Here is a 23,379-nt window from a genome sequence, read left to right on the forward strand (position 1 = left end):
TTCCCGCCTGAATGAAGAAGTCGGGCAGGTATCTGAGTGAATCTGTGTCCTGGTTTAATCTGATCATTATGAAACTTACCATTCTCGGTTCAGGAACCGCTATTGTTACGGCAAGGAGAGGCCCTTCAGGCTATCTCATCAAGATAGAGGACAAGACACTGCTGCTTGACGGCGGCTCCGGCACCCTGAGAAAGATTGCTGAAGCATCGTCAAGCTTCAAAGAGATTGATTATGCAATTTATACACACCTCCATCCGGACCATGTTACAGACCTTATCTCACTCCTGTTTGCACTGATGATACCTAGTAACTATAAAAGTAAAGATCTTACCGTAGTCGGTCCTGCCGGAATGAAAGAGTTTTACCGGAACCTGTCGAAAACATTCAATAATGTTATTGAACCAAGGGGATATGAACTCACGATTAATGAATTATCCGGAGGCTATCTGGACTTCGAAAACTTCAGAATTACTTCAAGCCTCATTAAGCACCACGAAGGAAGTCTCGCGTATCGCATTGAATCAAAAGAGGGAAAGAGCATAGTATACTCCGGAGATACTGATTATTGTGAAAATATTGTTGATCTGGCACGTGACGTAGACGTGTTGTTGCTGGAGTGTTCATACCCGGGACACATAAAGGTGGAAGGTCACCTTAACTCCACGCTTGCGGGCAAGGTAGCAAGGGAGTCAAACTGTAAGAAGCTTGTCCTGACACACTTCTATCCAATATGTGATGAATACGATATACTGGGAGAATGCAGAGAGGAATTCAGCGGGGAGGTAGTATTGGCCGAGGACTTAATGACTATTGAAGTTTAACCATAAGTTACAAATACCTCCATTCCAGGAAGTGGTTCTTCCCTACCAAATTTTTTATCGTCACACCCAGCAACAAGGTTACATATTGCATGTTATGCGCGGAGAGAGGCAACTACGTAAATATGTGCTTAATGAACGATTGGAAGAAAATAGCTGACAAATCAGATGGAAAAACAACAGGTCCGGACCATGTTAATGCAATAAGAATAGTTATACCTTCAAGTAACATTTCCCATTCTCGGTTTATCTCTTCCTGTATTTCTTTACGGTTATATAAATAGGCACCTGATCAATTCAGGTAATAAACAAAAAAGGCGTTCCTGCATATTGTTTAACACAGGTACGCCTTTAGTAATGATACCTTTTAGTATTATATTATATAAAGTATTTTAATAATACCCTTCTCCACGTTGCTTTCTTTTTGGAGGTTCTGCCTTGTGAGTCTCCCTTTTTCTTTTCACTTTTGAATATTTGTCAGGGTTTTTATTGTATGCGTTTAAACAACCCTGGCAGCATAAATGCATAGTTTCTCCAGCGTGCCTTGTCTCTACCTGCTGTCCCTTACTGTCTGCCGGTTGTCCACAAACAGCGCATGGATTATCGGTGGCAGATGTTTGTTTAATACAACCCTTTTCAGCGCACTCTTCATTACATTTATGGGCCTCTTGCTGGTTACACTCTTTCGTTTCTTTCTTAACTCCGCAACAACTCTCAGCAAATATCGTAGTATTAGCAGTTGCCATCACAAACGCGAGAACGACCGCACCTGTAAAAAATCCAATTCTCTTCATTAGTTTTCTCCTTTAAATTTAAATATTAAATATAAAATGGTAACTTAAAATGAATTCTAAACTGTTACTATTGTTTAACATTTAATATGACCAATTAGTTCCTTAATTTCAAGTAAATAAATCGGTAATTACCTCTATGTTCTTATGTTTAATTAACTTGTAACATTCCATCGACTAAATACTAAAACATCATTACAGATCTCAAAGGTTTTGTTTGCATTCTTTATTTCTTTATGTAAAATTAAATCTCATTTTTACATATTTCTTACATAATACGCAGATAACAATAATATCTATATAATAATACAAAATGGAAAAAGTTAAATTAACTATTAATGATAAAACTTATGAAGTAGAGCAAGGTAAAACTGTACTTGAAGTGGCCAGGGCAAATGACATCTGGATTCCAACCCTTTGCCATGATAATCGCCTTGAACCTTACGGTGGGTGCAGGATATGCCTTGTAGAAATAGAAGGGGCAAGACAATTGATGCCTTCATGCATATCCAGGGTTAATGAAGGTATGGTCGTCAGGACAGAAACAGAAAATGTTCGCAGGACGAGGAAAGGTGTCCTGGAATACATCTTGTCTGACCATCCTCTTGACTGCATGACATGCGAGGCGACCGGCTGTTGCGAGCTCCAGGATGTTGCATATGCTACAGGCATCAAAGGTGACAGGTTCAGGAGTAAGGAGAGTAGAGGCGGTGTTATCCCTGATAAAAACGAATTGATTTATAGAGAAACTCCTAAGTGTATCAGGTGTGGTCGTTGTGTAAGAATATGTGAAGAAGTGGCCCAGGAGAATGCAATAGCGTTTGGAGGCAGAGGGTTTCAGATGTGGGTCGCTACGCCTTTTGGTGAAACGCTGTTGGACGGCCCATGTGTACTGTGTGGGCAATGTGTGTCCGCGTGTCCGGTAGGGGCGATACGGGAAAAACAGCCGGCAGGTAAAGGGCGTTCTTACCAGACCGGGAAAGTCAGATCAACGTGCGGCTATTGCAGTATCGGTTGTCAGATCGATATCCATACCAATCATCAGGAAATAAATAAGATAACCTCGGAAACAGGGTCTACTCCAAATAACGGCAATCTTTGCATGAAGGGCAGATTCGCTTATGATTTTATAAATCATCAGGATAGGCTTGATTCCCCCATGGTGAGAAGAAATGGTAATCTTGAGAAGGCAAGCTGGGAAGATGCTTATAATGTCATAGCCGAAAAACTGAAAGGTATAAAGCAGGAACACGGAGCAGATGCGATTTCCTTTATCAGTTCAGGGCGGTGTACGAATGAAGAGAATTATCTCATGCAGAAATTCGCCCGGGCCGTTATCGGAACTAATAATATCGATCAAACAGAAACAGAATGTCACTCACCATCCATACACGTATTGAGAGATACCCTTGGCCTGAGTGCCACAACAAATTCAATTGAGGAGATCTCAAAATCCGATGTTATATTTATCATTGGTGCTAATGTTACAGAATCGCACCCTATAATAGGCCTTGAGGTAAAGAAGGCTCTCCGAAATGGTAAAACAGTCATTGTCGTGGATACACGTAAGATATGGCTGGCGAAGAAAGCCCATACTTTCTTAAACCCGCAACCCGGAACTGACACGGTTCTTATTAACGCCATTATTAACGTAATCATAAAAGAAAAACTCCATGATGAGAAGTTTATAGAAAAAAGAACGGATAAATTTAATAGTTTTAAAAAGGCTGTTGCAAAAGATGATATTAAGAAAGCGGTGAAATTAACCGGCATCTCTCAGGATTCAATTGAGGAAGCTGCCCGAATCTATGCTGATGCGGAAAGTGCCATAATTCTATACGGTAACGGTATAACTCAACACATATCAGGAGATGATAATGTAAAGAGTCTTGTCAATCTTGCCTTGCTGACGGGTAATATAGGTAAAGAGTGTTCCGGGATATATCCGCTTATAGGACAGAACAACGGCCAGGGGGCCTTCAATATGGGAGCTTTGCCTGATTTCTACACTGATTTCCAACCCGTTTCAGATATTACTGTTCGTAAGAAACTCGAAAAGGTTTATAGGGCTAAATTACCAAAAAACAGGGGACTGCAAATCAGAGAGATGTTTGATGGTGCATGCAAAGGCAAGGTAAAGGCCATGTACGTTATGGGCGCTGATCCGTTGATGAGTGGGCCTGATACTACAAGGGTAAATAAGGCGCTTAGTAAACTGGACTTCCTGGTAGTACAGGATATCTTTATGTCCAATACGGCCCGGTATGCTGATGTAGTACTACCGGCAGCCTGTTTTGCCGAAAAGGACGGCACTTTCACAAATATTGAAAGGCGTGTTCAGAGAATAAGAAAGACAGTTGAACCGCCAGGTAAGTCAAAAGCAGACTGGAAAATATTATCTGAGCTTTCCGCCCGCATGGGAAAATCGGCGAATTATAGTTCACCGGAGGCCATCTGGGAAGAGATCAGAAAAGTTTCACCAAATTTTGCCGGAATAAATTATCAAAAGCTAGATAACGGAGGAGTACAGTGGCCGTGTCCGAAAGCAGGTCACCCCGGTACTAAATTTCTATACGAGAAGAAATTTCCTGAAGGAAAGGCAATTTTCTCCTCAACTAAGACGAAACTTTCTGCCGAAAAACCTGACAAGAGTTATCCGTTCATTCTCAGTACAGGACGCACCCTCTACCATTTTAACAGTGGTACTATGACTCACAGGGCAAAGGGAAGTACACAGAAACAGCCTTATTCATTTGTAGAGATATCGCAGAAAGATGCTGATGCTGCCAGAATAAAAGATGGAGAATTGGTCAGTGTAACGACAAAACGAGGCCGAATATCTCTTGCAGCAAATATCTCAAACAGAGTTATGCCAAAACAAATCTGGATTCCATTCCACTTCATAAATGCTCCGGTAAATCTACTCACAAAAGATCCTTGCAGCACCTCACGTTCAAACGGCGATTCAAATTTAATGCCTGAATACAAAGTTTGCGCTGCCAGAGTAGAAAAGGTGGAGTAAATCTAGACCTGCCTGGTCGAACCGAAATCAAAAAGACGTTAGACGTAAATTATACTAATTGGCACGGAAAAATAATGCCTCTTAAGAAAGCGTGAATCCAGATTGAACAAGCCTCCTGGATACCCGATAAAAGAATTCGGGTATGACAAAAGAGGTCTACGCAAAAACCTGACCGGGTGCGGCTGGTAAATGCTGATGTATTAAATAATATTGAAGGCGCCTTATATGATATTGTTGCAACCACTCCTCTTTCCTCCTTTTTGCCCGGATAAGCCGTTCGGACGGGCGTAAGGAGGGGATGAGTAAAATTGGTTCTTCTGTCCCCTCTGTCTAAAGGATGAAAAAGGGTAAAATTGTTTTATGAAAAATTATGACTTATTAATTATTGGCGGCGGTCCGGGTGGGTATGTTGCGGCGATTAAAGGTGCACAGCTTGGCCTGAGTGTAGGTCTGATAGAAATGGACAAAGTGGGAGGCGCCTGTCTGCACAAAGGTTGTATACCCACAAAGGCGTTAATCCAATCAACCCACTTATACGAACTCTTTAAAAGGAGTAAAGAGTTTGGCATTGCTACAGAAGGTGTCAGGGTCGACTTCAGAGCATTTCACAAGCGAAAAAGAACAGTCGTAACCAAACTGTTTGGTGGAATCAAGCACCTGCTCAAGAAAAACAATGTTGATCTTTTTGATGGTACCGGCCAGATATCATCTCCCGGTAAAGTCCTGCTCAAAGTAAACGACATAGTTATAGAGGAAATATTGGCAAAGAACATCGTTGTCTCCACCGGCTCTTCACCGATGGTTTTTAAAAACCTGCCACATGATAAAAAGAGCGTATTAACAAGTGATGATATCCTGGAGATGGAAGAGATACCCTCCTCACTCCTGATAATCGGAGGCGGCTCAGTGGGGATTGAATTCGCTTATGTTTTCAATGTACTAGGAAGCGAAGTAACCGTGGTTGAAGTGATGGACGAAATTCTTCCGACAAACGATAAAGATATAGGAAACGCTTTAAGAAAGAGTCTCTCGAAGAGAGGCATCAGGTTTCTTACTCATACTGAACTTAATCAAATTGAAAAAATAGAAGATGCCGTTGAGACAACTGTTATGAAAAATGACGGAAATGCGGAAGTGCTTCAAAGCGAAAAAGTTCTTCTTGCCATGGGCAGAAAACCTGAAACAGAAGATTTGGGACTGGAAACTCTCAATCTCGAATATAGTGGAAGGTTCATAGATGTAGATGAGAATATGCAGACAAATCAGCAGGGCATCTACGCTATTGGAGATGTTACTGGCCCACCGATGCTTGCCCATCTGGCATCCGCACAGGGTTTACTCGTCTCGCACAATATTGCGGGTGTTGATTACCCGCCTATAAACAGTAACACGATACCGAAAGTAACATATACAAATCCTCAGGTCGCGAGTGTCGGTATGACTCAGGAAGAGGCAGAACTGAAAGGCCATGATGTAAAGATTGGCAGTTTCCCTTTCATGGCTAATGCTAAAACCAGGATAACAGGAGAAGGAGAGGAAGGTTTCATAAAGATCATAACAGATGCTTCAAGCAGTGAAATCCTTGGCGTACACCTGATAGGCCACGAAGTTGGAGAGCTGATAGGAGGCATGTCCCTCGCCATGAATATTGAAGCGACAACCCTGGAAGTAAGTGCCAATATCTTCCCGCACCCAACCCTATCAGAAGTATTCTCCGAAGCCTTTTACATGATTGAAGGAAAGGCAATACATATCTGATAATAAGCCAGGTCGCTCTCACGACAAAAACCATCCTTCGGCTCCGCTCAGGATAACGTGACTCGAGTGCTCAGAACAACGTTACACTGAGCGGAGTCGAAATGTTATCAGTATTAAATCAGGAAATAATCCTCTATTTACTTATGAACGGCCACAGCATTTTTTTCTTTTTCTTCCCGGCTCTTGTGCGCCGTGAATTATTTTGTCCTCAGTAAATTCCCTCATGTCTATAAACCTTTTTAAGTCATCATGCCTTCAGCCGCTTTTCCATTGCCAAATACCCCATAAACAGTGCATACGGATATTTGCCGTTTGATACGTGGTGTCAGCTACGCCCATGTCGTACTCAGCCCCATTCACATTCAGACCAGTATGGAACTGTTTTATTAATATCAAATTCCAATATGTTGGCATTGTATTCTTGTTTTATCATCAAATCAAATATTTTAGTAGCTGCAGGCTGCCTCCCTGTACCTGTTCGGGCAGGAAGCCTGCAGCTACTAAAATATTTGATAACAAATTGATCATTTAAGATTGGAATCAACTATTATTTGTAATAAATTATCTATCACTATATAATGGTGCTGTTCAAAAGAAAAACACTACTTTCTAGCACTGTTTGTAAGTAGTTTAGAGACATAAAAAGTCGAAAGGACTAGATACCCGCTCGACTGACTGCGGGAATGACAGATTAACAATATGCTTAACACACTAAAAAAAGTTTTCGGATTTGAATCATTTCGCCCTAATCAAGAGGCTATTATCAAGAACATCCTGGAGAAAAGAGATGTTTTTGCCGTGATGCCTACGGGAGGCGGCAAATCGCTCTGTTATCAATTGCCTGCGAGGATTATGAAGGGGACTGCTGTTGTTATAAGCCCTCTGATCTCCCTTATGAAGGACCAGGTTGACGCGGCCATTGAGAATGGAATTTCAGCTGCCTTTTTAAACAGCTCTTTAAGCCCACAGGAGATGTCCGGTATATACCAACAACTGAAGAGCAACGATTTGGAACTGCTATATATTGCACCGGAACGTTTTGCCATGCCGAGTTTCCTCGAAACTCTGAAAACGATTCCCATATCTCTTTTTGCCATAGACGAAGCACATTGTGTTTCCGAATGGGGGCATGATTTTCGTCCTGATTACCTGAGCCTCTGTAATATTACCCAAACATTTCCACACATTCCGGTATCAGCTTTTACGGCAACTGCAACGCCAAATGTCCAGGAGGATATTATCACTAAGATTGGTTTGAGATCTCCATATATTATTCGTGCATCATTTAATCGTCAGAATCTCTTTTACCAGGTAAAAAGTAAGACGGGTATAGAATCGCAAATAGTGGATTTTCTCAAAGAGCATGAAGATGAACCAGGTATTATATACCGCAGCACACGAGACTCGGTTTTCAGATTGACAGAATTTCTCGTAGATCAAGGTATCAGCGTGCTTCCTTATCACGCTGGATTGAGTCCAGAAGAACGCAAGAGAAACCAGGAAGCATTCAGTAGAGACAGGGTTACCGTAATAGTAGCAACAATTGCCTTCGGGATGGGAATAGATAAATCAAACGTACGCTTTGTAATCCATGCTGATTTACCGAAAAACATAGAAGGATATTACCAGGAAACAGGGCGTGCGGGACGTGATGGAGAGAGGGCTGATTGCCTTCTCCTCTTTGGCAGACAGGATATTCCTAAAATAAGATTTTTTATAGACCAGATGCCCAATGAAAATGAACGGTCAATTTCAATGGAAAAGCTGTACAAGAGTGTTAAATACGCTTCACATAATGTATGCAGACGCAGGCAGCTTCTGGAATACTTTGGTGAAACTTATACAGAGGAAAACTGTGGGGCGTGTGATATCTGTGCGGGTAATATAGAGAAGGTTGATATAACAGTTGATGCGCAGATAGTGATGTCGGCGATGTCAAGGACCGGTCAGTATTTTGGCATCAGACATATCATTGACATTGTGGTCGGTGCGGACACAAAGCGTATACGCGAGCTCCAGCATAACGAGATCAAAACTTATGGTGCAGGTAAACACAAAGAGAAGAAGCACTGGCAATTTATTATTGATGAACTTCTGGCACAAGAGGCTATCGCTCAGGACGGCGGCCAGTACCCTGTGTTAATCATGACCAACAAGGGTACAGAGATACTCTATGGCAGAGAAAAAATAGAGGGATTAAAGAGGGAAGAGATAAAGAAGAAGCCGAAGGCATTCAAAGTAAGTGGTTTTCAACCTTACGATGAAGTCCTTTTTGATAAACTTCGTGTTCTTCGAAAGGGACTTGCGGAAGAGCATAAGGTCCCGCCGTACATAATTTTTTCAGACATGACACTTCATCAGATGTGTATTTATTATCCTTCAACATTGGATGAGATGATAACCATTAGCGGTGTCGGAGAGACTAAACTTGAGCGATACGGAACAGACTTTACAAAAGAGATAAGGGCACATCTTGACAAAAACCCTGACATTTCTATCCCGGAAAGATCACCCTCTGATTTGACGGTGAATAGACCACAGCAAAAGGTGAAAGAAAGTACCATAGAGAAAACATATGAGTTTTTTAATGAAGGACTTTCGGTAAAGGAAATTGCAAAAGCCCGTAATCTTGCATCGTCTACTATCACAGGACACCTTGAAAGCCTGATAAGAGATGGCCGTGTTGCTGAAATAGACCGTCTTATTGACCCGGCAAAGCGTAATACAATCGAAGAGATGTTTTTCGCTCTTAAGACTTGGAATACAGGACCAATTGTTGAATATTCCAAAGGTACTGTCAGTTATGATGATGCAAGACTTGTACGGGCTTATATTCAACGTAAGACAATATAGATAACTCTACGCTGCTATTAAGCCAATTATTCAAAGGTTCAATAGCGACACAGAATATTTACTATACAACTTTCTCTTTTGATTCATAGTAATTATGTTTTTCGAAACATACTATTGCTAAAAGTCCTTATAACTGTCATCATGTTCTACAATCCTGTTTGTACCCATTGGAATTACGGCCTCAAGGTCTCTACTCTGAGTAGCATTATGACCATTGCCATCCGTTTTAACTTTACGAACCCGCTCCGCTTTATTGACGCGTGGAACACCTTGAGAAGAGATTCTTCCCCTTGATTCCTTCTCGCCGGTACTCGATGCAACATTTCCTGTACTTCCAACCAGTGCTGCAAGGGTATCAATCTGGTCCATCAGGTTCTCTGTCTGAGCTGTCATCTCTTCACTTGCAGAGGCAGTCTCCTCTGCATTGGCGGCGTTCTCCTGTGTTACCTGGTCCATCTGATGTATTGCATTATTCACCTGACTTATTCCTTCTGACTGCTCAACCGAGGCATTCTTTATCTCCTTCGTCAGGTCTGTCGCCTTTTTGACGTTCCTCACAATATCCTGTAAGGCATCTCCGCACTTAACCGCAAGTTTGGCTCCGTTATCTGCTTTGGTTACACTCTCATCTATCAATGCTGTAGTGTCTTTTGCCGCCGCCGCACTCCTCTGCGCCAGGTTTCTCACCTCTTCCGCAACAACAGCAAAACCCTTACCGTGTTCTCCCGCTCTTGCCGCCTCTACAGCAGCGTTAAGTGCAAGAAGGTTAGTCTGAAACGCAATACCGTCTATCACCTTCGTTATCTCCGCTATCTTCTTGCTGCCTGTATTTATCTCGCCCATCGCTGTATTCATCTCTTCTACCGTGCTATTGCCATTCTCTGCCGAGACACTGCACATATCTACTAATTTGGCCGCTTCCTCAGCATTGTCCGCATTCTGCTTTGTCACGGCAGCCATCTCTTCCATTGATGCGGAGGTCTCCTCTAATGAGGACGCCTGTTCTGAAGAACCCTCTGCAAGGCTCTGGCTGGATGACGAAACCTGCCCGGATGCAGATGCTATCTGTGATGAACAATCCGTCAGACTGTCAATCATATTCTTGATCACAGTAGTTACGTTACCAGTGATCCTGGTAACTAAATAGCCTATTCCTACAATGAGTACCAACATTCCTCCTGCCAGTTTCCACATACTTGCTCTTAATGAGGCAACTGCTTGAAGCGCCTCATCCTCGTCAATCTCTGACATAATAGCCCAGTCCACATCTTCAATATCCACCGGTGCGTAAGCGCTGAGTACAGAAACATTGCGATAATCAGGAAAAATCTCTATATGAGTATTACCCGCAATAGCTGCCCTGGTCCCCTTCGTATCAACCTTCTGCAGCATTATAGTACTATCCTTTGCATTAATCTTGTCCAGCACGTCTTGATCTGTGCCCAACCTTTTCATCAGTGTGTAATAACCATCTCTGTCTTCTATAAGGAAACGAGACTGACTCCTCATAGCCAGGTCCCTGCCGATAAGATACGTCTCTCCACTGCTGCCTAAGCCTACATTTTTCCAGTCACTGTCAGATGTCATGACAGCGTTAATTTTATCAATCGGCATCTGAAAAATCAAAATTCCTATCTTTTTCGTACCATTATATATCGGTGATGCTATAAAACTTGCCGCGTTTTCGTATGATGGCGCATAGGGTTCAAAGTCCACCAGCTTTACAAAGTCTGGTTCGTTGCTGTTATTTGCCTCATTGAAAACTCTTGCAAAATTAGTGTCAGCATAAGGTCCGTTTTTAAGAGAGGTGGCAAAGTCCAGCTCTTTAAAAACAGAATAGACTATATTTCCGCTATCCGGATCAACAATAAAGATATCATAATATCCAAATTGTTCCAGATATTCTCTTATTACGGGATGATAAACTGTATGTGCTTTATTATATGATGACTTCCCATCTGCGATATCCACGGTATCCAGCTGATGTTTTTCTCCCAGTTTATTTGGGTTCGCAGCTATAAGATGATATTGTAACGCTATTGAATTGTCATCAAGCTGATTAAGATAGCGGACTACATTTGACTGTTTCCCATTGTTTAGTTGTTTATACTCATTTTCAAAATCGCCGGTATAGTAATTTTTTAAAGCGGATTTATATTCATCTATTTGAGAATCAGATATATCATTTTCCGTTCGGAATTCTGAAAAAGCGTCTTTAAAGTACTTTGTTGCATCCACAATCATTCTATCTTCAGAAAATGTTTGTACCTGTTTTCTGATAGTAGAGAAATAGTCCTCTATCTGTTTCTTTTTCGTCTCCCTTACTGAAACCAGTTGATTAAATGACTGCTGTTTTAATGCCTTGCTGGATGAATTATTGCTGAGAATTCCCATTATCGCAAGAGGCACTAAACCTGCTATCAAAAACAGGATAATTACCTTTGTTCCCATTCCAATCCTCATTTTTTTCTTTCTCCTTTCTTAATTTAAGTCTGCTATATTCAAAAACCCTTAAGTTTTTAATTAGCAGATAAGATATTATAGTTTGATAAATTCTTTAAGATATTTGACATTCCATTGGAAATGGAAGACTTAACTTGTTTTTGTTTACAATTAATATTTTGATTATTCTCTCTAAATTCTTCACCCCAAAAAGCTAATAACATTTTTTTACCATTCTTTACAAAAATGAAAATAACATAGATGTGAGATAAAATACTTTTCGGGATAATATGAAAAATGTTTAGAGAAAAAATTACAGATGCTGTCTTTATCTGAAATACAGAAAAGGAATTTTTTATTGAATGTATTAATATAACGACAGAAGTGGCGTCTCTTTTGTGTTAGTAGACTGGCAGGTATTTCAATAGGGGCTTCTTATTTGCATTCGGATAAGTGATGAGTTTAATAAGTCAATCCGATATAAATATCTAAAGATTTTGTAATTAAATAAAGCTGTTTATTGTTTATAGAACGTTACGTATCCTTTTGCTTCAAGATAGTTTAATATCTCCCTTGTTGACTCTTCTATCGACAATATTGATGTATCAATTGTTATCTCAGGGTTCAGAGGTTCTTCATAAGGAGCTGAGATACCCGTAAAGTCCTTAACTTTGCCTGCACGTGCCTCTTTATATAAGCCTTTTGTGTCACGTGTTTCACAAACTTCAAGAGAGCACTTAACATAGATCTCTATAAATTCGCCGTGGGCCAGGAGCTTTCTGACATTATCCCTGTCTTCTCTGTATGGAGATACAAAAGCGGCAATTGTTATTATATTTGCTTCTGTAAACAACTTTGTTACTTCACCAATTCGGCGAATATTCTCAGTGCGGTCTTCGGGCGAGAAGCCAAGGTTTTTGTTCAGGCCATGACGAATATTATCACCATCAAGTATGTATGCCTGGTGTTTGTTCTCAATGAGGGCATGTTCGAGTTCAACAGCTATTGTTGATTTTCCTGAACCGGAAAAACCTGTAAGCCATATGGTAACACCTTTCTGATTCAGTAATTTTGCCCTGTCCTCTTTTGTTATCTTTCCATGATGCCATTTGATATTTGTTGCTTTTATTTTCGCCATTTCAGCTCCTCTCTAAAGGCCCGGGAATTAATCAATTTCTGCTTTCACCTCTTTTTGGTCCCTTGAACATCAAGTGTTCAAAGAGAGGTGAAATGCGGAGAAAATATACTATGAATAATCGAAACATTATACCGCCATATATTTGTGTTAAAAAAACGCATGGAAAATGACCAGTATGTAGAGATTGTCTCCGGCAGTTGAAACAATTGTATTCCTTATGAGGAATCAAGGCAAGTCGATTTTGAAAAAGCACAGAAATCCGAACTGATTTCTGTTGAAATTTGTTTTATACTGTAGTAGTTTTTAATAATAAATTTTGAATAGGAGAGAAACAATATGAAAAAAAGAAAAACTCTGATAATGGGTGCTGCGGGAAGAGATTTCCATAATTTCAATGTCTTCTTTAAAGATAATGAGGACTATGAGGTTGTGGCATTTACGGCAACTCAGATCCCGAACATTGCTGACCGCAGGTATCCATCTGGACTTGCCGGCAGGTTATACCCTGAAGGGATTCCTGTCTACGACGAAAAAGGGCTGTCCGGGCTTATAAAAAAATACAGGGTTGACGATGTGATATTTGCGTACAGTGATGTGCCGTACGAATACGTAATGCACAAGGCCAGTGAGGTTCAGGCTGCCGGCGCGAGTTTTATTATTTTAAGTGCTGAACAAACTATGCTTAATAGCAGGGTCCCTGTCATTGCTGTTTGTGCAGTCAGAACCGGATGCGGAAAGAGTGCGGTGACAAGAAGAGTCTGCCGAATATTAAAAGATGCTGGGAAAAAAGTTGTGGCTATCCGTCATCCTATGCCTTATGGAGACCTGTTAAAGCAAAAAGTACAGCGTTTTGAAACATATGAAGACCTTGCTAAGCATGATTGTACAATAGAAGAGATGGAGGAGTATGAACCTCATATTGAAGAGGGAACTACTGTCTATGCGGGTGTTGATTACGATGCAATATTAAAAAAAGCTGAAGAGGAGGCTGACGTAATAGTGTGGGATGGAGGTAACAATGATTTGCCTTTTTTCAAACCGGACCTCCATATAACACTTGTCGATCCACTTAGGCCGGGCCATGAACTAACATTTTTTCCGGGTGAAACCAACCTGAAGCTTGCACACATAGTTATCATAAGTAAGGAGGAATTTGCTGACGCTGAAAACATAATCAAAGTTAAGGAGAATATCAATATAACAAACCCGGATGCTTCTATTATTGATGCGACGCTGGATATTTCAGTTGAGAATCCTGATAAAATAAAGGGCCTTAGGGTTCTTGCTGTGGAAGATGGACCTACAGTAACACACGGTGGGATGGCTTATGGTGCTGCTGTTCTTGCGGTCAGGAAATATGGTCCATCCACACTGGTTGATCCAAAACCATTCGCAACAGGAAGCATAATAGAGACATTCAAAAAATATCCTGATATTGACAGGCTTCTTCCTGCCATGGGTTACGGCCAAGAACAAATCCTCGAACTGGAAGAAACTATTAATAAAACAGAGTGTGATACTGTAGTCACAGGTACACCAATCGATTTAGGCAAAATAATCAGTATAAACAAGCCTGTTGTAAGAGCAAGGTATGAACTCAAGGAAATAAGTAAGCCAGACCTGAATGCCATAATAACAGACTATATTGCATCAGGCTGAGCAATTAACTCCTTAGCCGGTTTTTGCTGCAGCAAGGAAATATTAATATCTTGCCTTTTAAAATATGGTATTCCATTGTAAATAAGGGCCTGGGAAGAATAATTTTTGTTTCATCATTATTATTGTTTTTCTTATCAGCGCCAGAAATCTCCACCTTTTCTAATCCTCTTGACAGAAAAAGATGAAGTCTTGCCTCTGTGCCATTGCGCACTATTTGTTGTCACACTTTTGTGCCATGGCACAAAAGTGTGTATAAAAACACTCTCCCGTATAAGCCATAAGCACAGTAAAAAAGTTATTTTGAAACAGCTTAAGTATATATTAATTATAATGTTATCACATCTGTATTTTTTGTTTACAAAATTAATAGAATTTACGCACTAGTTTGGCACATGACTTGTGCCTAATATCTAACATTGGCCTATACCAAGTAGGGATACAGGGATAACCGGTTCGGTGACGGTATCACATTATACTATAAATATAAGGAGCTACTGGTGATCAAATAAAGCCAACACGGGTGTTATCAAAAAAAACATTTTTTGGCAGTCAAATTCTAGGCTACTGGAACATCCGTCTGTAATTAGTTTTAACACTTTTTCTCATATCGGAAGTCCATGTCCGTTTATGGTAACATAAATAGCAGAAAAGAGTTGATTCTCTATTTTCATTGTTTAAGTACAGAAACTATTCAAGGAGGAAACAGATGATAAAAAAATCATTTCTTCACACAAAGGCGATGTACCCAGACATGCAAGTTACCCTGAAAGCAACAGAACAGAAGATTGGCTGGATACGAAAACGCAATATCAACTTGCTGAAAGGATTGAATCTATACAATATCCTTATACTTGCGCGATTAGAAGCTTATATGCCCGTATGTTTTTTTAGTACAATGGTGGGGTTAGGCATTGCAGATAACTCACATAGATTAATGTCCCTTTTAATTATTGGGTTGGCCAATACGTTTGCCATGGCAGCAACTTGTGCATTTAATGATGCTGAAGATGCACCCGAAGACATGCTTGCACGCTCTACAAGAAATATTATTGCGCTAGGCGATGCCTCAAAATCTACCGGGTATGTAATAGCAGCAACTGCTGCAATTATAAGTCTTTCACTATCAATTATTGCTGGAATTAACGTATTCTTAATTATTCTGACATTTATTGCTATCGCCTTCCTATACTCCTGGAGACCTGTTAGAATGAAGGCAATGCCTTTTTTGGATTTATCCACCCATGCCATTATGGGTGGCTTAATGTTCCTTTCATCAGCATGGTCATCTGGTATCTTATGGGAAGGTCATGTCTTCTCAGTTTGTTTGATTTTTTCTTCAGGAATCACCTTAGCACTGTTAGCTCACCAATTGTATGATTATGAGAATGACATAGTGAATAAAATCACAACAACAGTAGTGGTTTTAGGCAGAAGAAAAACTTATTGGATAAAGGGGCTTATCTATTTCTTAATAGTATGCCTGCTTGCAAAAGAGAATCTGTCAGGATTTTTTTCGTTTAAGTTAATTTTGTCATTTTGCGTTGTGGCAGGTAGCATGATTTTAATAGCAATAATATTATATCCTAAACAAGCGTTTTATGTATCAAAGCGGATGATTCCATGGGCAGTAAACGCAGGTGCAGGAACAGCTATTCTTATGTGGTATATCAGGAATTAGATATAGATTGCCATATTTGTACATTTGCTACTCAGCAGAACCTGTGGGTAAACAGGCAAATGTGATGGACATAAGTAATTACATAATAGAAACTTAACAGTTTAAAATGCTATTTCATATTTGATAGTGAATTTTATTCTCAAGTATTAAAATAAATATTGTATATTTTTTATTCCCTTTGGCGTGGCCAACATAAAAATACTGTGATAATTTACCAACAAATTCTAATAATAAAGAGTCGAAACTATTTTGCGGCCAATCATTTTTCCGGATTTATTATAAAAAATCAGGAAAAATCAAAAATGGTTAAAGCAGGTTTACCTATACATACAACGGCCTCAAAATACCCAACTTCAGTAAATGAACCGTTTACATTTCTTGGTATATATTTTGCGACCAACCATATTTCCGGATTTATTATAAAGAATCAGGAAAAATCAAAAATGGTTAAAGCAGATTTACATATACATACAACGGCTTCAAAATACCCAACTTCAGACAAAGACCCGTTTAAATTTCTTGGTATACAAGATTGTTATGTACATCCTGAAGAGGTATATAAAACAGCCAAGAAAAAGGGTATGGACTTTGTTGGCATAACGGATCATCATTCAATTGAAGCCGCCCTGTATTTAGATGCTAAATATCCGGATATTATCATAGGTGAAGAATTAGATGTAAAAGCATCTGATGATGGACACCTCATTCATTTATTGGTATATAATATAAATGAAAAACAACACCATGATCTTTCCGATCTTAGAAATATTGGGGTTAAAGAGACATGCGAATATACTAGAAAAAATGACATAATTCACTCCTGGGCCCATCCTAACCTGAGTCCGGTAAAAGCTGTTCTCTCTAAAAAATTAATTGATGAATTAATGAATTATATTGACAGAGTTGAGATCAAAAATGGATTTGATACCCGTACGGGAAATAATTTTGCAAAAGACATTGCAAAAAATTATTCTAAAAAAATTTCAGGTGGCAGTGATGCTCATATAAAATCTTTTATAGGAGATGTTTTCACTCATAATAATTCTACAAGAAACAAAGCCGATTTTTTAGAAGCTCTCAAAGAAGGGGAGGTTGAGGTATCTGGATTAGATATGAATTCATACAAGCTACAAAAAATGATATATCAATTTGCGTATCAATCATTGGTTATGGACATTTTTTTGAATCCGCATAAAAGAGTCAGGGAAAATTATAAAAAATATTTCCTGGATCAATTCGTAATTCTAACAACTTTCTTTCCATTGTTGGTTACATTATTACCATCTATCTTTATTTCATATATCCACGAAAAAGCTAGTGATAAACGGACTTTAAAATTAAGCAGTGAATTGGCTGTGAGATTTCTAAACAATAATTATAAAGAAATTGTACATTCAGCCGGAAAGAGTAAACCAAGAATTGAATTTTCTAAAGGAGTTGTATAATAAAATATTTCTTAGACCAATTCTTAACGCTAACAACTTCCTTTCCAATATTGGTTGCATTCTTGCCATATGTCTTTATTTCAGATTTGAGCACAATAACGAGAGATAAACAAGCTTCAAGGTTACACTACGAATTTAATATGGCAATTTTACGTTAATATTGCCAGTTTTCGTTGTTTCATGTCGCGTATGTTGCCATGGGAAGTAAATAGAGGCGTAATAGCAGTTATTATTATGTGGTATATTTCATGATAGAAGCATAGTCATCCTTTAGGGATAGAAAGAATAATGTATCATGTCTCACATCTACGATGTTGTCATTATAGGAGCTGGGCCTGCTGGGTGTGCTGTTGCCCATAATCTTTACAGACAGGGTATTAAGAATTTTCTCCTGGTCGACAAAAGTAAGTTCCCAAGAGAGAAGATATGTGGAGGTGTTTTATTTTTAGAGACACAAAAGTTTCTTAAGGAGATGGGATTACTGAATGAAGTTAAAGCTCGTTCATATGAAGTAAAGAGAAATTACAACATTACACCGTATGGAACAATTCTCAAAGTACGAAATGGAAATAGCCAGGATCCTGAATTTCTCGTCTTGAGGAGAAAAATTTTTGATCAAATTCTATTGAATTACATTAAGAGATTGAAAATTCCTGTAAAAGAAAACATGCATATAAGAGGATTATGGGAAAATAATAGCACAATACGTGGCGTAATCTCCAGGGAAGGTGAATACATCGGGGCAAAAATTATAGTGGTCGCTACCGGAGTGAATTCTTCCAGATTTTATTTGAAGAGACGGCATTACTTTCAGGCAATTGGCTATACGGGACAGTTTGAAAATACAAAATTTATGAAAAACACCTGTTATACAATTTACGATAAGGATTTCCTTCCACTATACGGATGGATGGTTCCTGAAGCAGATGATCTGGTTAATATTGGAGTAGGTTTGGAGCAGCCTATGTTCAGTCAGGATAAAATAAAAAAATACTTTGAGAGATTGTGCTCTGTGCATTTCAAGCCCTATCTGCATGAGGCAAGGCTTGTCGGTATTGCAAGAGGATTCCCATTAAGATATACATATCGTATAAAAGATATTGTTGACAGGAATATTTTATATGTGGGAGAGGCTGGAGGGATAGTAAACCCTGTTACCGGAGAGGGAATTTCTCAAGCTTTGATCAGTGGTAAATTAGCCGCACATGCAATCTCAAGCTTTTTGAGTAATAACGAGCAAGCAGAGCTTACAAACTATGAGAAGATGGTGAGAAGAAGATATCATACTTTCCCCTGGATGCGATTAGTAAAGTCATTTATGAATCATAAACTAAATTGGCGTATCATTGAAACATTTCAAGGAAAAGAAGGAAAACTGCCTCTTTAAGAATTTTAGAATCTATTGTTCCCGCTCCAGTTAAAAAGTTGACTTTTATATATAACGTTGAAATTATCGGTGTTTGGGAAAGTCAATATGAGGGATTGAAAAAGAATAATTTCTTTTTACCTCTTTCATCACCTCATCTTGAAGCTCTTTTTCCTTCTGATTTTAACGTTATAATACGTAATGAGCAAGTACAACCAGTAGAAGATTATTTACAATGGAATTTGCTTATCTCAAAATCTGATGGGCATATACACTCTTGTTGAAGTAAATGGTAAAGGTTCATTCGACAAAAGTCTACAGCAAAGCCCACTTAACAATAGGCAATTTAAAGGAGTTGATTTTTACATGCAGATTAAAAACAATGACATTGTCGAATACTATAGGAAAAATGAACTGTCATATCACCTTTGGGGACGAAACTATCACTACGGCTACTGGGATGGAACGACAAATCATTTATTCAAGGCAACCCAGAAATTAAATGAAGTTATGGCTCAAATTGCGTGCATCAGAAAAGGCGATCGCGTTCTGGATGCAGGGTGTGGTGCTGGTGGGAGTAGTACATATTTAGCAAAAAATTTCGGATGTCATGTCACGGGCATCACCATATGTCCAAGACAAGTTGATTTTGCAAATAGAAATGCAAAAAAAGATGGTATCGATCAACTAACAGAGTTTCTCGAAATGGATTATATAAAGACAGAGTTTGCAGAAAATCAATTTGATGTTGTCTGGGGAGTGGAAAGTGTCTGTCACGCTGATGGTAAAGATAGATTCATCAGGGAAGCCTATCGTGTTTTAAAGGATGGAGGCAGGCTCATAGTAGCAGACGGGTTTGCCAGTAAAAAGGATTACAATCATGCAGAACAAAGATCCATGGACAAATGGGTTAAAGGATGGGCAGTCAACTATCTAGAAACACCGGAGAATTTCATAAAATTTTCCAGTGAAACAGGTTTTCAAAATAGCAATTATCGAGATATAACTAAAAATGTATTTCCTACAGCAAAGTTGATGTACTATTTAGCTTTACCCTTTATCCCATTTCATCTGTTTGATAAAATTTTTCCATTGAAGTCATATCCTCTGGAAATGTGGTTTCATCAATATGAGGCCTTAAAAAATGGTTTATGGGAATATGGCATTTTTAATGCAAAAAAGTGCATAGCAGAATCACAACTGAAATCAAACAGTTTATAGCTGGCAAGCAGTGGAAAGAAATTGAGTTTATTAATACCTCAATATTATAACTCCGACTTATTCTGGTTAGGTATTATAGCTATCAGAAAAAATATCTTTTTTTAACAAAAATATACTATGAACGATAAATTTAGAAAAATACTTCTCAGAAAAATAAACTTAGATTCAAGAGTTATAAGGGTTTTCATATCTCTCACCTTTATTCTTTTCCTTTTACTGAATCTATCTTTTTTTCCTACTGAAAGTGTTCATGCTCAGAACGAAGAGATGGAGCTTGAAGAGATATTTGCTATCTTTTCAGAGGAGGAGATAGTTGTCAGTGCATTAAAAAAACCCAGAAAGGTTTCTAAATCTCCAGCCATAATGAGTGTGATTACGGCCAGACAGATAAAACAAATGGGCTTCAGGACATTATCGGATGTTTTAGAAACAGTACCTGGCTTTGATGTCTCCATGAACAAAAATGGTACCAGGGAAATTGGTGTGAGGGGCATACTTCTTCTGGACTCATCAAAAATAAAGGTACTGATAGACGGACATTCCATTAATGAACCGGCGACAGGCGGTGCTACCTGGCTTTTTGACAGTCTTGTTGTTGAGAATGCAAAAAGGATAGAGATTATCAGGGGCCCCGGTTCGGCACTTTACGGTCAAAATGCTTTTCTTGCTGTCATCAACGTTATAACAAAGGATACAGATGATATCGATGGTTTACAAGTGACTGCAAGTGGTGGTTCCTTTGATACCCAGAATTATAATGTGTTATTTGGAAAGGAATTTGGTGCTCTGAAAGCTTCCGGATTCTTTGACTTTTTCGATACGGAAGGATTCAGTAAAAAGATTGAAGAGGATTTTGTTTTTGCCACGGATCCGGCCTCACTTACTCCTGGAAGATCTCAGAACCAAAAGGAAAGAATAGACCTGAATCTAAAGCTGTCGTATAAAAACCTGGAGCTCAATTCAAAATATATGAATAGAAAGAAGGAAGGTTACGTAGGTATTGATAACACCCTTAGCGATGATACAACCTGGAGAGATACCTATGCATTTACAGAATTAATTTATAATATTAAATATAGTGAAAAGTTTAATATTAAAACAAGAGCATATTATGATTATTACTATAGTAGTGCTGAGATTGAGACGCGTCCTGAAGGGTTTGTTGATCAATTTACACGTCTTTTCCCTGATGGTATAAAATCAGTTACACGGTTTAAGGAACACACTTTAGGGATTGAAACCCAATTTAATTATAAAGTGTTTGAACGAAACGAATTGACGTTTGGATTCCAATATGAGTGGATACACCAGAATAGCGTAAATCTTGATGCAAATATATTTCCTCCTACCATTGGTCCCCTTTCATCATTGACTGATTTCAGTCACGACTTTCCATTTACCAGAAGAAGTGCGACAAGACAGATATGGTCGCTTTACCTGCAGGATGAGTGGAACATTACGAAGGATGTTGATTTCACATTTGGTGTGAGATATGACCACTTTACACGGTTTGATAGTACAACCAATCCAAGGGCCGGGTTGATATGGCGGTTTATAGAGGACGCACACTTGAAGCTACTCTTTGCAACCGCCTTCAGGGCACCTAATTTTAACGAACTGTTCTTTGCAAATAATCCCATTGAGATAGGCAACTCTAACCTGGATCCTGAAAAGATAAATACATTTGAAGTTGGTCTGGGTTACAATTTTACCGAGCATGTAAGAGGTAATGTTAATTATTTCTTTAATAGAATAAGGGACAGGATACAAAAAGATTCACAAACTCCCTCACAGGACCAAAACCTGGGAGGGGCGAGGATAAAAGGTATCGAAGCAGAATTGAAGGCAGATTGGGGAAATGATAATTATGTCTATGCCAATTACACATTTCAAGATGCTGAAGAGACAAGGGACAGGAACCGTTTAGCTTTCGTCCCGATACATAAAGCAAATCTAGGATTTAATATAGGGTTCTGGAAATATGCCAATGCCAACGTTAACACATTTATCAGTGGGCCAAGGCCGAGGGAAGATGGTGATACAAGAAGAGACCTGCCTTCTTACACACTTTCAAATCTCACGCTTATTGGAAAGAACTTCATTGACAATTTTGAGATAAGAGGATCAGTGTTTAATCTTTTTGATAAAAGCTATGATGATCCTGCACAAAAAAATACAGTCCCTACAGATTATCCTCAACAAGGCAGGTCATTTATAATTGAATTACGTTACCGGTTTTGATTAATGATAAATACAATCCGCATATTTTTGGTACTTATTATAACTCTTTGTTCACTCATTAGCAGTACTTACTGTGCTCATGCAGAAAAGACAGCAGTTGTGATCAAGAGTCAGAGCCTCTCCGCATATAACGAAGTTGTTAATGGCTTCCAGGATGAATGTATTGAAAATAATATTAAGATAAAATCAATTTACGATCTGAATGGCAAGATGAAAGTCGGGCAGAAGATAGTACGCAAGGTCAGGATGGAAAAGCCGGATATTGTTCTGGCAATAGGAGTTCTGGCGGCGACTGTAGTAAAAGAGAAAATCGATGATATACCTATTGTGTTTTGTATGGTAATTAATCATGAACGATTTTATCTTTCTGCGCCAAACATAACAGGCATTTCAACTGAAATTGCCATAAAAGACCAATTGAAAGGTTTTCAGGCTGTTTTAAGCCCGTTTAAGCGTATGGGTGTAATTTATGACCCTTCTAAGACTGGAAACATTGTTGAAAACGCAGAGAAAGAAGTAGAGAATAGTGGTATGAGTCTGGTTAAATATGAAATTGATTCACCAAAAGAGGTATCCGATGCGATGGAAAAGCTGATAGGCAAGATTGATGTCCTGTGGTTGTTGCCTGATAGTTCAGTAGTAACGAAAAAGTCATTTGGATTAATTAAATCCACTACACTCAAAAACAGGATTCCTTTGCTATGTACATCAGATGCTTTCGTGAAGGCAGGAGCCCTGGCAGCCGTGTTTCCGGATTATAATTTTGTCGGAAGACAGGCAGCAGGATTAGCCAGAAAAATATTAGTACAATCCGTCGCAGGTTCGCTTGGTATCGTAAATCCGGACCACTTTAGATTAGCAATAAACACCGATACAGCAGAAAAACTTGGTTTAGAAGTTAAAGTGGGCCAGGAAGATCTGAAGATAAAAATTTATCCATAAAACTT

14 protein-coding genes are annotated in these 23,379 nt (G+C 39.1%); 11 read left to right on the forward strand and 3 right to left on the reverse strand.

What is annotated here, in order from left to right; translation table 11 throughout:
- The first annotated feature begins 11 nt into the window (after nucleotides 1-11).
- Entirely contained in the window at nucleotides 12-821 is an 810-nt protein-coding gene (locus SCALIN_RS16175; protein WP_096895489.1) for an MBL fold metallo-hydrolase, read from the forward strand.
- Between the two features lie 389 nt (nucleotides 822-1,210).
- On the opposite strand, the gene SCALIN_RS16180 is transcribed toward SCALIN_RS16175, so the two are convergent.
- Nucleotides 1,211-1,612 carry a hypothetical protein gene (locus SCALIN_RS16180; protein ID WP_096895490.1) on the reverse strand — a complete coding sequence of 134 codons (402 nt, stop codon included), beginning with the start codon at nucleotides 1,610-1,612 and terminating at the stop codon, nucleotides 1,211-1,213.
- 310 nt (nucleotides 1,613-1,922) lie between these two features.
- On the opposite strand from SCALIN_RS16180, the gene fdhF reads away from it, so the two are divergent.
- The 3 genes from fdhF to recQ all read left to right on the forward strand — a co-directional run bounded on the left by fdhF (nucleotide 1,923) and on the right by recQ (nucleotide 9,242).
- Nucleotides 1,923-4,631, forward strand: coding sequence for a formate dehydrogenase subunit alpha (fdhF, locus tag SCALIN_RS16185; RefSeq protein WP_096895491.1), 2,709 nt, complete (start codon nucleotides 1,923-1,925; stop codon nucleotides 4,629-4,631).
- Between the two features lie 360 nt (nucleotides 4,632-4,991).
- Nucleotides 4,992-6,389, forward strand: a complete 1,398-nt coding sequence (gene lpdA, locus SCALIN_RS16190; protein WP_096895492.1) for a dihydrolipoyl dehydrogenase — start codon at nucleotides 4,992-4,994, stop codon at nucleotides 6,387-6,389.
- 699 nt (nucleotides 6,390-7,088) lie between these two features.
- Nucleotides 7,089-9,242: a DNA helicase RecQ gene (recQ, locus tag SCALIN_RS16200; RefSeq protein ID WP_162532369.1), complete on the forward strand. Its 2,154-nt coding sequence runs from the start codon at nucleotides 7,089-7,091 to the stop codon at nucleotides 9,240-9,242.
- 117 nt (nucleotides 9,243-9,359) lie between these two features.
- On the opposite strand, the gene SCALIN_RS16205 is transcribed toward recQ, so the two are convergent.
- Both SCALIN_RS16205 and cysC read right to left on the reverse strand, forming a co-directional pair.
- The gene (locus SCALIN_RS16205) at nucleotides 9,360-11,705 is read right to left on the reverse strand and encodes a methyl-accepting chemotaxis protein (protein WP_096895494.1); all 2,346 of its coding nucleotides are present in this window, start codon (nucleotides 11,703-11,705) and stop codon (nucleotides 9,360-9,362) included.
- 496 nt (nucleotides 11,706-12,201) lie between these two features.
- Nucleotides 12,202-12,822, reverse strand: coding sequence for an adenylyl-sulfate kinase (gene cysC / locus SCALIN_RS16210; protein WP_096895495.1), 621 nt, complete (start codon nucleotides 12,820-12,822; stop codon nucleotides 12,202-12,204).
- Between the two features lie 336 nt (nucleotides 12,823-13,158).
- Between cysC and SCALIN_RS16215 the strand changes: the two genes are divergently transcribed.
- The 7 genes from SCALIN_RS16215 (at nucleotide 13,159) to SCALIN_RS16250 (ending at nucleotide 23,374) form a co-directional block, all read left to right on the forward strand.
- Nucleotides 13,159-14,481: a cyclic 2,3-diphosphoglycerate synthase gene (locus SCALIN_RS16215; protein WP_096895496.1), complete on the forward strand. Its 1,323-nt coding sequence runs from the start codon at nucleotides 13,159-13,161 to the stop codon at nucleotides 14,479-14,481.
- A 706-nt stretch (nucleotides 14,482-15,187) separates the two neighbouring features.
- Nucleotides 15,188-16,159: a UbiA family prenyltransferase gene (locus tag SCALIN_RS16225; protein ID WP_096895498.1), complete on the forward strand. Its 972-nt coding sequence runs from the start codon at nucleotides 15,188-15,190 to the stop codon at nucleotides 16,157-16,159.
- Between the two features lie 302 nt (nucleotides 16,160-16,461).
- Entirely contained in the window at nucleotides 16,462-17,604 is a 1,143-nt protein-coding gene (locus SCALIN_RS16230; protein WP_133111972.1) for a PHP-associated domain-containing protein, read from the forward strand.
- Nucleotides 17,605-17,899: 295 nt separating this feature from the next.
- The gene (locus SCALIN_RS16235; protein WP_096895500.1) at nucleotides 17,900-18,991 is read left to right on the forward strand and encodes a geranylgeranyl reductase family protein; all 1,092 of its coding nucleotides are present in this window, start codon (nucleotides 17,900-17,902) and stop codon (nucleotides 18,989-18,991) included.
- 345 nt (nucleotides 18,992-19,336) lie between these two features.
- Entirely contained in the window at nucleotides 19,337-20,191 is an 855-nt protein-coding gene (locus SCALIN_RS16240) for a methyltransferase domain-containing protein (protein WP_162532370.1), read from the forward strand.
- A gap of 117 nt (nucleotides 20,192-20,308) precedes the next feature.
- Nucleotides 20,309-22,432, forward strand: a complete 2,124-nt coding sequence (locus tag SCALIN_RS16245) for a TonB-dependent receptor plug domain-containing protein (RefSeq protein WP_096895502.1) — start codon at nucleotides 20,309-20,311, stop codon at nucleotides 22,430-22,432.
- A gap of 3 nt (nucleotides 22,433-22,435) precedes the next feature.
- On the forward strand, nucleotides 22,436-23,374 hold the full coding sequence (locus SCALIN_RS16250; RefSeq protein ID WP_096895503.1) for an ABC transporter substrate-binding protein: 939 nt from the start codon (nucleotides 22,436-22,438) through the stop codon (nucleotides 23,372-23,374).
- The last annotated feature ends 5 nt before the right edge of the window (nucleotides 23,375-23,379 follow it).

The organism is Candidatus Scalindua japonica (assembly GCF_002443295.1).
Lineage (GTDB): Bacteria > Planctomycetota > Brocadiia > Brocadiales > Scalinduaceae > Scalindua > Scalindua japonica.